General features: G+C 74.9%; 6 protein-coding genes. All 6 read right to left on the reverse strand.

The features are described from left to right. Positions 1-164: 164 nt before the first annotated feature. Positions 165-2,051, reverse strand: coding sequence for a protein kinase (locus ACF1A1_RS10145; RefSeq protein WP_391647417.1), 1,887 nt, complete (start codon positions 2,049-2,051; stop codon positions 165-167). Positions 2,052-2,114: 63 nt separating this feature from the next. Continuing rightward, positions 2,115-3,824: a serine/threonine-protein kinase gene (locus tag ACF1A1_RS10150; protein ID WP_391647419.1), complete on the reverse strand. Its 1,710-nt coding sequence runs from the start codon at positions 3,822-3,824 to the stop codon at positions 2,115-2,117. A 227-nt stretch (positions 3,825-4,051) separates the two neighbouring features. Next, the gene (locus tag ACF1A1_RS10155) at positions 4,052-5,653 is read right to left on the reverse strand and encodes a serine/threonine-protein kinase (protein WP_391647421.1); all 1,602 of its coding nucleotides are present in this window, start codon (positions 5,651-5,653) and stop codon (positions 4,052-4,054) included. A 101-nt stretch (positions 5,654-5,754) separates the two neighbouring features. Then, complete coding sequence (locus tag ACF1A1_RS10160; RefSeq protein ID WP_391647423.1) at positions 5,755-7,533, reverse strand: serine/threonine-protein kinase; 1,779 nt, start codon at positions 7,531-7,533, stop codon at positions 5,755-5,757. Positions 7,534-7,689: 156 nt separating this feature from the next. Beyond that, entirely contained in the window at positions 7,690-10,383 is a 2,694-nt protein-coding gene (locus ACF1A1_RS10165) for a protein kinase (RefSeq protein ID WP_391647425.1), read from the reverse strand. Positions 10,384-10,613: 230 nt separating this feature from the next. Beyond that, on the reverse strand, positions 10,614-12,725 hold the full coding sequence (locus ACF1A1_RS10170; protein WP_391647427.1) for a serine/threonine-protein kinase: 2,112 nt from the start codon (positions 12,723-12,725) through the stop codon (positions 10,614-10,616). Positions 12,726-12,908: the final 183 nt, after the last annotated feature.

Raw genomic sequence — 12,908 nt, forward strand, 5'->3', positions numbered from 1 at the left:
CGTGGTCCAGGTGGCGTTAGACGTGGGCCAGGTGGCGTTAGACGTGGGCCGGGTGGCGTTAGACGTGGGCCAGGTGGCGTTAGACGTGGGCCGGGTGGTGTGTGGACGTGGTCCGGGTGGCGTGTGGACGTGGTCCGGGTGGTGTTCCACGTGGTCCGCGTTTCCTACGGCGTTCCGATGCGCAGGCGGTCGCGGGCCGCCTGGAAGACCGCCGTGCCCTGTTCCTCGTCGGGTGTCCCCTGCGGCATGTCCACCCGCAGCTCGTACATCCGGCGGTCGTCGGTGACCACGAACAGCTCCATCACGCGGGTCGGGGAAGCGTCCGCGCCGTAGGTGGTGTCGACGAGGACGGCCTCGTAGCCGCGGAAGCTGGTGGGCGTGGTCCGGGTGCGCGCGTCGCCGGCGTACCCGTCCCAGGTCTCGTGCGCCTGGGCGGCACGGCCCGTCGGGGAGGCGGGCGCCCTGTCCCACTGGGTGAGGCGTACGGCGACGGAGCCGGCCGAGTAGGCCACCTGCCGGGGCTGCTCCCCCGCGCCGCCCCGGCGGGCGGACTCCCGGTACTGGGACGGGAGGGAGAGGACGGCGTCCATGCCGGGCTCCCGGTGGGCTGTCCAGGACGTGCGGGTGGGGCTCGGGGAGGGGGCGGGGGCGGACGGGGCCGTGGGTGCCGACCGGGCCGACGGTGCCGACGGGACCGGGCTGGGCGTCGCGGTCCCGTCGGTGACCGCCCCGCTGTCGGGTCCCCACAGGAGCGACGTACCGAGCCAGGCGCCACCGGCGAGGGCAGCGGCGAGGAGAGTGAGGGAAGCGCGGCGACGGAGGAGGGAACGCGGGTCTTGCGGCTCTGTCCCGGGGGTGGCGAGGGGCGCGGGGCTGCGGCGGGGACCGGTCCCGGGGGCGGGCTTCGGCCGGGGAGCCTCACCGGCGTCACCCGGCGCCCCCGGCCGGGGAGCCCCACCGGCGTCGCCCGGCGCCCCCGGCCGCACCGTCCCCGCACGCCCGGCATCGACGTCCTCACCGGCACGTGCCTCCACATGCGGGCCCGCAGCCACACCCCCGGCCGCATCCGCCCCGGACTCCCGGCCCCGCCCCACGTCCGGGGGCTCGTCCCCCGCCGTCCCCTCCCCCGCCACGGGGAACGGCGTCGCGGGCCGGCCCTCCGTCACCGCCTCCGGCACCGTCTCCGGCGTCGCGGGCCGGCTCATCGCCCCGAGCGTCTCCGCGACCTCCGCCGGGCCCGGCCGCTCGTCGGGGTCCCGCACCAGGAGCCGTATGAGGAGCGGGCCGAGGGGGCCGGCCTGTCGCGGCTCGGGCGGGTCGGCGGCGAGGATCGCGGCGAGCGTGGACGCCGGGGTCGTACGCCGGAACGGGGACCGGCCCTCCACGGCGGTGTACAGCAGCGCACCGAGGGACCACAGGTCGGAGGCGGGGCCGGCGGCGCCGCGGCCGGACATCCGCTCGGGTGCGACGAACTCCAGGTCGCCCACGCGCTCGTCACGGTCGGTGAGGGACTCCTCGCCGTGGAGGTGCGCGATGCCGAAGTCGGTGAGGACCACGCGACCCCGGGGGCCGAGCAGGACGTTGGCGGGCTTGACGTCGCGGTGGACGATGCCGACGGCGTGGGCGGCGCGCAGGGCGCCGAGGACGGCGAGGCCGATGCGGGCGGCCTCGGCGGGTTCCAGGGGCCCGCGCCGCAGCACCTCGTGCAGGGACTCGCCGCGGACCAACTCCATGACGATCCAGGGAAGTCCGTCCGGTCCGGCGGCCCCGTCCTCCTCCACGACGACGTCGTGGATGGAGACCGCGGCGGGATGGTCGACGCGGGCGGCGGCCCGGGCCTCCCGGTAGAGGCGGTGGGCGGCCCGCCGGTGGGACTCGTCCTCGGGGTCGCCGGGCAAGTGGGGCTGCTTGACGGCGACTTCGCGGTCCACCGTCTCGTCCTTGGCCCGCCACACCGTGCCCATGCCGCCGGAACCGATGCGCTCCAGCAGCCGGTAACGGCCGCCCACCGTACGGCCCTTGTCGCCTCCGGGCTCCCCGCCATCGCTCATGCCCCATGACTACCACGTGCGGGCTGTCCCACCCATCGCTCCCGGCGAACCGTTCCGCCGCTGTCAGAGCGTGTCGAGATCCAGGTTCGCGATCGCCGTCCGGGCGACCTCGCGGCCGCGCTCCGTGAAGTCGCCCTTGCCCGGGTAGGCGACGGTGAGCCGGTACATGTCGCCGGCGGAGGACTTGTAGTAGAAGATCCTCAGCTCGCGGGGGCGGGGGTCCTGGGTGTCGTCGGTGGTGTACGTGAGGGTGTTCTCGGCGGCCTTCTCCCCGTGGAAGGTCGCGTTGTCGTCGGGCCGGGTCCGCGGCCCCTTCGGCATGTCGAGCCGGTAGCTGCCGTTGGTCCGGAACTCGTCGTTGTCCTCGTACATCTCGGCGGCCGCGGAGTCCTTGATCTCGTCGCCCGTGTCCTCCGCCTTGCGCTCCACCGACAGCACGATCGAGAGGACGCCGCTCGGGTCGGTGTAGCTGACCCAGTGGCCGTCGTCGGAGGTCCGGTCGGGAACCCCCTTCCGGTACCCGTCGGGCACCGCCAGCGTCGCCGTGACGTCCTTCGCGTGGACCGTCTTCCAGCCGTCCGGCAGCGGGCCCGCGAACGGGTCCGCGACCACCAGATACGCCGCCACCGCCGCCGCGACGACCGCGGCCCCGAGCCCGATCCACGCCGATCGGCCGAACCGGAACCCTCCGCGGGACACCTCGGTGGGCCGCACGACCTGGGTGGGCACCGGCGCCGGCGGGTTCGCGGCGCGCTCCAGCAGGGCGCGGACCTGCGCGGCCTGCGGGCGGCGCGCCGGGTCCTTCTCCAGCAGGCCGTTGATGGCCTCGGCGAGCGGGCCCTGCGCGGCGGCGGGCGGCGCGGGCGCGGCGTTGAGCACGGACTGGAGCGTGGCCGGGGTGTTGCTGCGGCGGAACGGCGAGACGCCCTCCGTCGCCGCGTACAGCACGACCCCCAGGGACCACAGGTCGGACGCCGGGCCCGGGCGCTGGCCCAACACCCGCTCGGGCGCGACGTACTCGGGCGAGCCGACGAACCCGCCGGTGTCGGTCAGGTTGGTCTCGCCCTCGATCTGCGCGATGCCGAAGTCGGTGAGGACGACCCGGTCGTGCCGGCCGAGCAGCACGTTGTCCGGCTTCACGTCCCGGTGCAGGATGCCGGCCCCGTGCGCGGCCTCCAGCGCGCCGAGCACCTCCAGGCCGAGCCGGGCCGCGTCGCGCGCGCTGAGCGTGCCCTCCTCCAGGGCGCTGCCCAGCGAGCGCCCGTGGACCAGCTCCATCACGATCCACGGCTGTCCGTCGACCACGGCGACGTCGTGGACGTTCACCACGGCCGGGTGGTCCAGCCGGGCCGCGGCCCGTGCCTCGCGGCGCATGCGCTCGAAGGCGTTGGCCCGTTCGCGTTCGGGAAGGTGGTCCGGTACGCGGGGTTCCTTGACAGCGACTTCACGGTCCACCGTCTCGTCCTTGGCCCGCCACACCGTGCCCATGCCGCCGTGCCCGAGCTTGGAGATCAACCGGTAGCGGCCGGCGATGAGCCGTCCGGCACCCGGTTCCCGGGGAGGCGAGGGTGACGGCGCGGGCCGCGACGACTGCGGGGGCAGGGGTGGCTGCACAGGCTGCGGCGCGTGCGGCGCATTCGGCGAACGCGGCGGCGGTGGCGACTGCATTGGCTGCGACTGCGGCGACTGCGGCGGCGGTGGCGACTGCGGCGGTTGCAGAACAAAACTCGTCGTCTCGTCGGCCCCGTGGCCGGCTCCCCCGTTGTGGCTCATGGGTCCATCCATATCGCGCCACGCGGACCGGTTTCCACCGGCAGCGCGCACCGGTCACAGACCCGTGACCCGGGTCGCCCCTTATCTCCCTTTAGCCAGGTACGAGGCCGGGGGTTTCACGAGGGCCGGTGGTTTCACGAAGGCCGTTTGCACAGACCGGAGGCTTCCCGAAGGCCGTTCGCGCAGACCGGAGGCTTCCCGAAGGCCGTTCGCGCAGACCGGTGGCCTCACGCCGGTACGAACGTGTCGACCGCCACGTCGAAGTACTCCCGTGCCTCCCGCACCTTGCCGACCGGAGCCGACACCCACACGTCGTACAGCCGCCCGCCCTCTTCCCAGCACAGGTCGTAGGTGTGCCGGGGGCCCTCCGCCGCGCTGAAGCCGTCCCAGGTGAACTCCCAGAGCGCGGCGGGGCGACCGTCGCGCGTGGTCTCGGTGACCCGGCCGTCCCGGTAACCGGGGTTGGTGTCCGCGCCCTCGGCGGCCGCTTCCTTCAACACCGTGAGGGGGCCGCCGGGCCGGGCTGCGGTGACCCTGATGCCGAGGCGGAAGGTCTGGCCCGGGGACATGTAGAAGACCCGCTCGCCCTGCGGGACCCGGGTGAAGTCCTCCGGCACCGCGAGCGCGTACCCGGCCGGGTCGTCGACGACGCGGTAACCGGACGGCGCGCTGGGACGGTCCCGGTCAGGAGCGGACGCGGACCCACTCCCCGTGGGGGCGGACGCCGACCCACTCACCGTCGGGGCCGACGCGGAGCCGCTCACCGTGCGGCCGGGCCCCGTCGGCGTGCCGTCCCCGCTGCCGCCCCGGTCCACCAGCAGCGCCGCCGCCGACACCCCCGCCCCGGCCATCGCGGCGACCAGCAGGGCGGCCACCAGCACGCCCCGGGTGGGCCGCTCCCTGCCGGGCGGGTCGGACGGGTCCTCGGCACGCTGACGGGGCAGGTCGGCGCGGGTCGGGGTGTATCCGGTCCGCACCGGCGCCGGCGGCGTGCGCCCGGTCTCCAGGAAGACGCGCAGCATCCGCTCCGCCTCCGCCGCGTCCAGCCGCCGTCGCGGGTCCCGCTCCAGCAGCCCCCGTACGACGGGCAGGAGCGGCGCCGCCTGCGGGGGCGTACGGATGTCGGCGAAGACGACGGCGTGCAGGATGCCGCCCAGCGAGTCGCGGCGGAACGGCGACTCGCCGCTCAGGACGGTGCACAGCAGCGCGCCCAGCGACCACAGGTCGGAGGCGGGGCCGGTCAGCTCCCCCGACATGCGCTCCGGCGCCGTGTACTCGGGCGAGCCGACGAACGAACCGGTCTCGGTGAGCGTGGTCGCGCCCGCGACCTGGGCGATGCCGAAGTCGGTGAGGACGGCGCGCCCGGAGACGGACTCGACGAGGACGTTCGCCGGCTTGATGTCCCGGTGCAGGACCCCCGCCGCGTGCGCGGCGCGCAGGGCGCCCAGCAGGTCGGCGCCGATCCGGGCGGCCTCGCGCGCCTCGACGGGACCGTGTGCGGCGATCCGGTCGGCGAGCGAGCCACCGTCGATCAACTCCATGACGATGTACGGACGCTCGTCCTCCTCGACGACGTCGTGCACGACGATGATGTGCGGGTGGCTCAGCTGGGCGACCGCACGGGCCTCCCGCAGTGTCCGGTCGTGGCGGGCGCGGGCCTCCTCGGCGGAGAGGGAGTCGTCCGGCACCAGTTCCTTGACGGCCACCTGCCGCTCCAGCAGCCGGTCGGTGGCCCGCCACACGACGCCCATGCCACCGCGCCCGAGCCTCGCCTCGAGCCGGTAACGGCCCGCGATGACCCGGACGCCGTCCTCCCCCTCGGTCCCCATGCGCCCCATCATGCCGCACCGGACCCCCCGCCTCCGGGGCACCGACCGGCCAAGTCGGGGACGGCGGACGGGCCGTGCGGCCGCCGCACGGCGACCGCGTGTCACGAGGTGCTCTGCGGCTCCCGCCAGCTCTGCAGCACGGACCTGAACTGCCGGGCGGTCACGGCCCAGTCCTCGGTGGGCGCCGACATGTAGATCGCGTACTCGGTGCCGTCGCGGGCGATGTACGTCTCCTCGATCGCGCGCCTCGGCCCGGGGTGGGCCGTGTCCTTGGCCAGCGCGGTCCAGGTGTACTCCCACTCGGCGCCTTCGCGGTCGCGGTAGACGTTCCGCTCCAGGGTGATCCGGTCGTAGTCGACCAGCCGCTGGAGCTGCTGCTCGAGGTCCACCTGGTGGGCGTAGGGGTCGTCGAAGTCGGGGGAGGCGTCGACGGCGATGCGGAGCAGGTGCTCGCCGTTGTCGGGCGTGTAGTCGATCTGCTTCAGGTCGCCGTCGTCCTGGTACACCTGCCGTTCCCAGCCGTCGGGCAGGGAGAGCCCGAAGCCCAGCGGGTCGGTGACCGGCTTCCAGGCGTCGGGGGCGGTGCCATCCGCCGCCTCGCCGGTGCCGGTGGGCGACGGGCTCGGTGAGGAGGCGGACTCCGCGCTCGGCCGGTCCTCGTCCCACTTCTGCAACGTCACCGCCGTACCGCCTCCGACCAGCGCGGCGACGGCGACCACGAGCGCGAGCGTGCGCAGCCGGCGGTGCCGGGACGACGGCCGGGGCGAGGCCGGGTGGGCCGCGGGGGCGCCCGCGGTACCCGGGACGGACGTCGACGCCTCCGGCACGGGGGCGTACTGGCCGCCGGACGCGTGGTGCGTCCCGCTGCCCTGCGTGGCCGACGTGCCCCGCGTCGCTCCGGAGGTGACGTACGTCCCGCTGCCCTGCGTGGGCCCGGACGAGTAGTGCGTCCCGCTGCCCTGCGTGCGCCCGGACGAGTAGTGCGTCCCGCTGCCCTGGGTGCCCTGGCCTCCGGGGCCGGGGCCCGCGTACTGCGTCGGCACGTACGCCTGGGCCCCGCTCGGCCGGCGGCCCTCCGCCGCCTCGGTGAGCAGGTGCTCCGCCGCGGCCGTGTCGGGCCGGGCCGCCGGGTCCTTGCGGAGCAGGGCGGTGATCACGGGCTCGAGCGGGCCGGCGTACCGCGGCTCGGCGGCCTCCTCCTCGACAACCGCCTGCATGGTGCTCAGCGGCGAGGTGCGGCGGAACGGCGAGCGGCCCTCCACCGCCGTGTACAGCGTCGCGCCGAGCGCCCACAGGTCGCAGGACGGACCGGGGTCCTGGCCACGGACGCGCTCCGGGGCCAGGTAGTCGACCGAGCCGACAACCTCACCGGTGCGGGTGATGGTGGTGTCGCCCTCGATCTGGGCGATGCCGAAGTCGGTGAGCAGGACGCGGCCGTCGTGGGAGAGGAGTACGTTGCCTGGCTTGACGTCGCGGTGCAGGACACCGGCGGAGTGCGCGGCGCGCAGGGCACGCAGCACCCACAGGCCGATCCGGGCGGCCTCGGTGGGCTCGACGCGCCCGTCCTCCCGGACCGCGTCGGCCAGGGAGCGGCCCTCGACCAGCTCCATCACGATCCAGGGGCGGCCGTCGTGTTCGAGCACGTCGTGCACGGTGACCACGGCGGAGTGGTTGATACGCGCGGCCGCGCGGGCCTCCGCCCGGGTGCGCGCGAGCAGTCGTTCCCGGTCGCTCTCGGAGACGTAGAGGGCAGCGGTCAGCTCCTTGACGGCGACGGCCCGGTGCAGCAGCTCGTCGTGCGCGCGCCACACACGGCCCATGCCGCCGCTGCCGATGGTGTCGGCGAGCCGGTAGCGGCCCGCGATGAGCAGGCCCTGCATCTGATTCACGTTGCCCCGCAATGCTCTTGACAAGGGCCAGAGTAAAGACCGGTGTCCGTCCGGGGAACCGGCGGGGGCCCAAGGAAACCGCACTGTGACGGTTGTCGCTTCCGGGGCAAACGGGGAACCGGAGGAGCCGGTGAACCCGCCGGTCAGTCAGCCCGTGTACTGGTAGCTGGCCGACGCCTGCTCGAACAGCCGCGTCACCTCGTCCCGCTCGGCCTCCGGGCCGCGCAGTTGGACGACGTGGTAGCGCCCGTCGAGGAGGAGGGCGAGGTTGCGTACGAACAGCTCGCGTCCGTCGTCACCGGTCCAGGTGAACTGCCCCTCGGCCATGGTCCGCCCGCCCACCCGGATCGTCCGCAGCCCGGAGGCGGTGGCCCAGCTGGAGTCGCGGTAGGGCTGCAACTCGCTCTCCTTCTCCCGCTGGTACGCCATCGGGTCGCTGCCGTACCGGGACGCGGCATCCCGCCCGGGCACGATGATCAGCTCGAAGCCGCTGTGCGAGTAGACCACCTGTCCGCGCCCGTTCTTCGGGGTGCGGTCCCAGCCGTTGGCCACGGCGATCCGGAAGCCCTCGGCGTCGTCGCGCAGGGTGAACCCGTCGGGGAGGTCGGCGCCGGACTGCGTCTCGGTGGCGCCCGAGTCGGAGGACGCGGAGGCGCCGGGAGCGGGGGAACTCTGGTCGTCGGGCCGGGGCTCACTGCTCGCCTCGGGTGCCGGTTCGACCTGGCCGGCGGCCCCGGTCCGCTCGACCCCTGTCGCGCCGTCGGCCCCTTCCTCGCCGGCCTTGGGCATGAACATCACCGCGTACGCGATCGCCGCGGCGAGCGCGAGCAGGACCAGCAGGAGGAGGGTGCGGCCCAGGCTGCGGGGCGAACGGGTCGTCTCCCGCCGGGCACGCTTGTGCCGCCCGCTGGTCGCGGGCAGCCCGGCGCGCCGACGGCGCACCAGCTCGCCCCTGCGGCGCACGATCGGCAGCCGGCGCGGATCGGTCGGCGGCGCGGCGACGACGTACGTGCCCGCCTCCGGCTCGGGCGCGGAGCGCACCAGGGAGCGGAGCCAGCCGCGCAGTTCCTCGAAGTCGAGGCGGTCGGTGGGGTCCTGACGCAGCAGCGACTCCACGACCGGCCGCAGCGGCCCGCACTCCTCGGCGAAGGCCGGCGGCTCGGCGCACACCATCTGCACCAGCTCGGCCGTCGACTCCTCCGGATACGGCGCGTGCCCCTGGACGGCCCGGAAGAGCAGCGCGCCGAGTGCCCACAGGTCGGTGGCGGGTCCGATGGGCGCGGCCAGCTGCCAGTTCTCGTGCACGGGTCCGGCCTGCTCCGGCGCCCACCGCTCGGTGACGGGCCCGACGACGGCCATCCGCGCCTGCCGCGCCCGCTCGGCGGCCAACGCGGTGGCGGGCCCGCGGCGCGCCCCGCCCCCGGCCACCAGCTCGTCCCAACGGGCCGCCCCCGCCCGCGCCTCACCGTCCGATCCGGCACCCTGCGCGGCAACGGGACCGCCTGCCCCGTGACCCTGCGCGGGCACGGGACCACCGGCCCCCAGACCCCGGGCGGGCACGGGACCGCCCGCCTGCACGCCCTGCGGCGGCACGGAGACATGCCCCGCGGGCCCCACTGCCCCGCTCCGACCGGGCGGCCCTTCCACGCCGTAGGGGTCGGCGATCTGCCCCGGAGGGGTACCGTGCGCACCCGTCGACCCCTGCTCCCGCCCCATCCCGATGGCGTACGGCGACGGCGACGCGCCTCCGGCACCGGTGTCGCCCTCGGCCGCGGTACGGGCGCCCGGCAGTGCCGCCCGCCCGCTCTGCTGGGCCTCCTGCACCCGGGCCGCCGCCCGCGCCCCCGCCCGGTACGCGGCGATCGCCCCGGCCCGCGCGGCACGAACGTCCCCACCGGTCTCCACGGTCCTGCGGGCCACCGCACCGGACGACCCGGACGCCCCCGACGCCCCGCTCGCCGGCTCGGTCCCGGCCCCCGGCAGCCCTCCGGCCGCCCGCGCCTCGATCGCCGCCCGCCGCGCGGCCTCGGGATCCACCGCGGCCCCGCCGACGGCCCCGGGCCCACCGGGCCCCGGCCGCCCCGCGGCACCACCGCCCGCCGGACCCGGGGCACCACCACCGAAGCCACCGCGGGCGGAGCCCGGCCCCGCCGGCCCTCCGAGCCCGGCGCCCTCCTGAACGGAGTGGGCCTGGCCCCCGTGCGGCTCCTCGTTCTCCTCGGCCGGCACCGGGTCGTACCCGCACAACGCCTCTTCCGCCGCCCCGGCCGCGAGCCCGGTCAGCATGACCCGGCCGTCGTCGCAGACGAGGACCGTGCGCGCGGTGATGTTCCGGTGCACCCAGCCGTGCGCGTGCAGCACGCGCAGCGCCATGAGCACGTCGGAGGCGACCTCGGCCGCCCGGTACGGGGTCAGCGGCTTCTCGGCGAGCAGCGCCGCCAGCGGCCGCGCGGCCACGAACTCGCTCACTATCCACAGCGAACCGCCCTCGGCGAACACGTCGAAGACCTGGTCCAGCCGCGGATGGTCGGGGATGCTCGCCGCGGCCTGCGCCGCCTCCACCGCCCGCCGTACGACCGGATCGGCGGGCCGCCGCGTACTCGCGCCCGCGCGCCCCGCCGGACGCCGGGAACCGCGCTCCCGGGCCGTGAACCCCTCGGGCAGCCCGTCCGCGTCGAGCACCTCCGCCTCGACGACCTCCGGCAACGGCACCTGCCGGACCAGGACTTCCTGTCCGCTGTAGGTGTCGAAGGCCCGGGTCTCGGTGAGTTCGTACTCGTCGGAGGGCGGCAGCGGCAGGCGGTAGCGGTCGGCGAGCACCCGTCCCGCATAGTCGTCCACGTTGCCTCCCCCGGCCCACCCGATCGGTCAAGTCCGTTCGCCCAGCGGCCCGTTCCTGCCGCGTCCGGCCTTATCCGGCCGTATCCAGCGCACAGCTGGATGCGTACGGTCCGCAAGCACTCACGATACGTGCCGGAGGCAACCCGCAGAGAGGGGATGCCAGATCTCACGCACCGAACACGCGGCGCCCGGCCGCCGCACACCCGCCCACCGGGGAGAACCGGCCCGCCCTACTTCTTCGGCGCGAACGTCTCCGTCAGCGTCTTCCAGGTGCTCACCCGCAGATCGCTGCCCCACGCGGCGGACTTCGCCGTGTACATCAGGGCGTACCCCAGACTGTCGTTCACGACGAATCCGCGGTCGATCGTGCGGTAGGCGGTCCCGCTCTCCACATAGGTGAACTCCCAGTCGGCCGTGTTCCAGCCGCGGTAGGCCACCTGCGCTATGCGGATCTTCTTGTACTGGGAACGCTTCATGTAGCGCTCCTGGTTCTCCCAGTCCGCGACGGGGTCGTCCTTGGGCGTGGTCGTCCACGCAACGAGGAGCTTCTGCCCGTCGGGGCCGGTAAAACGGTCCCCCGCCGCCCCCGTGGACTGGTACTTCCACCCGGTGGGCAGCCCGAGCGAGTACCCCTGCTTGCCGGTGTACGTCGTCGCCGCCGTGCTGCTCTCGGTGGCGGAGACGTCGGACCCGGCACCGCCGGCCGTGGTGGTGCCGGCGCCGGGCGTGCTGCTGCCGGACGCGGAACCGGCCGGCGCGGACGGCGACGTCGCCCCGTCCGTACGGGTCCCGCCGGTCTCGTCGTCCTTGGTGTCCGCGCCGGTGCTCTCGCCGGCGGTGACCTTCGCACCGCCGCCCTGCGAACCGCCCGCGTTGTCGCTGTCGTCGCCACCGAACGCGAGGGCCAGCACCGTACCGAGCACCGCGAGCACCACCACCACGGCGATGATCACGAGCGTCCGCTTCGGCACCACGTCGGTGAGCGGCGCCCTGGGTACGGGACGCGGCGGCAGATCCGGCGGCGTCATCACGGGCCACCCCGAACTGCGCCCACCGGCCCCGGCACTCCCCGCACGAGCACCCTGAACGCCCTGTGCACCCGCCGAGCCGTTCACTCCGGCCGAGGGGGAGCCGGAGACCGGAACGGACCCGGATGCCGCCGTGCCGGTGGCGGCCCTGGTCTTGGCCGAGACGGCAGGCGAGGCGGCCGCGGAGGCAGCGACCCCAGCACCGGAACCGGCGCTGACGCCGCCCTTCGCGGCTTTCTCGGTCCGCGCATTCCCCGAAGCGGCCGTACCGTCCGCCGGCTTGGCGCGGGTGGCGGCCGAAGCCCCCGCCGCGACGGCGGCCTTCCGCACGGACCGCAGGGCCCCGCGCAGCTTCTCGGCCGCCTCCCCGCCCGCCGAGCTCCCCTTGCCGCCGGAGCCGTCCGGCTGCATCGGCAGCGGCACGAGCTTCGTCGCGTCCGCCGGCTCGGCCTCCTTGGGGTCGGGCGCGTGGATCACCGCGTTGAGCTTCTCCCGCGCACCGGCGTCGTCGAGCCGCCGCGCGGGATCCTTGGTGAGCAGGCCGTAGATGACGTCCTTCAGCGGACCCGCGTTCTTGGGCTCCTCCAGCGGCTCGGTCATCACCGCGGTGAGCGTCGCGATCGCGGAACCCTTGTCGTACGGGGGCGTGCCCTCGACCGACGCGTACAGCAGGCCGCCGAGCGACCACAGGTCGGCCGCCGGTCCGGGCTTGTGTCCCCGGGCCCGCTCCGGCGAGATGTAGGAGGGTGCGCCGACGAGCATGCCGGTGGAGGTGATGGACGGGTCGCCCTCGACCTGGGCGATGCCGAAGTCGGTGAGCACCACCCGGCCGTCCTCGGCGATCAGCACGTTCGACGGCTTCACGTCACGGTGCAGGATGCCCTCGCGGTGGGCCGACCGCAGCACGTCGAGGATCGCGAGCCCGACCTCCGCGGCCCGCTTCGGTTCGAGTACGCCGTCCTCGCGGATGACCTCGGCGAGCGACTTGCCCTCGACGAGTTCCATCACGATCCACGGCCGGTCGTCCTCGTCGACCACGTCGAAGACCGTCACCGCGCTGTTGTTGCGGATCCGTGCGATGGCCTTGGCCTCGCGCAGCGTCCGCGTGATCAGGCGGCGCTTCTCCTCGTCGTCGATGTTCGACGGAAACCGCAGCTCCTTGACGGCGACCGTCCGTCCGAGGGTCTCGTCCTCGGCGCGCCACACCGTACCCATGCCCCCGCGGCCGAGTACGTCTCCCAGCCGGTACCGCCCGGCGAGGAGACGTGCGCTCTTGTCCTGACGGGATGTCCCCGCCCGCTCCGCCTCCGACATGCGTCCCCTCATGCAACCCGCCCTGACAGAGCCTCCATTGTCCCTCACCCGACAAGTGCCCAACGCCCAGGGTGCCCCTCATCGCACCATGGCACCGGCGCATTTCGGCCAGAAGGTACAGCTCACTCCAGCCAGTCCCCGAAACCGGTCCCAATGTGGGACCGATTCGCCCTCCCGCCGAGG

The sequence above is a fragment of the Streptomyces sp. NPDC014995 genome (genome assembly GCF_043080745.1).
Taxonomy (GTDB): domain Bacteria; phylum Actinomycetota; class Actinomycetes; order Streptomycetales; family Streptomycetaceae; genus Streptomyces.

What these genes read in the sequence shown, in the direction of transcription:
- ACF1A1_RS10145 (WP_391647417.1), bottom strand. Translation starts at nt 2,051, where the DNA reads ATGAGCGATGGCGGGGAGCCCGGAGGCGACAAGGGCCGTACGGTGGGC.
- ACF1A1_RS10150 (WP_391647419.1), bottom strand. Translation starts at nt 3,824, where the DNA reads ATGAGCCACAACGGGGGAGCCGGCCACGGGGCCGACGAGACGACGAGT.
- ACF1A1_RS10155 (WP_391647421.1), bottom strand. Translation starts at nt 5,653, where the DNA reads ATGGGGACCGAGGGGGAGGACGGCGTCCGGGTCATCGCGGGCCGTTAC.
- ACF1A1_RS10160 (WP_391647423.1), bottom strand. Translation starts at nt 7,533, where the DNA reads ATGCAGGGCCTGCTCATCGCGGGCCGCTACCGGCTCGCCGACACCATC.
- ACF1A1_RS10170 (WP_391647427.1), bottom strand. Translation starts at nt 12,725, where the DNA reads ATGTCGGAGGCGGAGCGGGCGGGGACATCCCGTCAGGACAAGAGCGCA.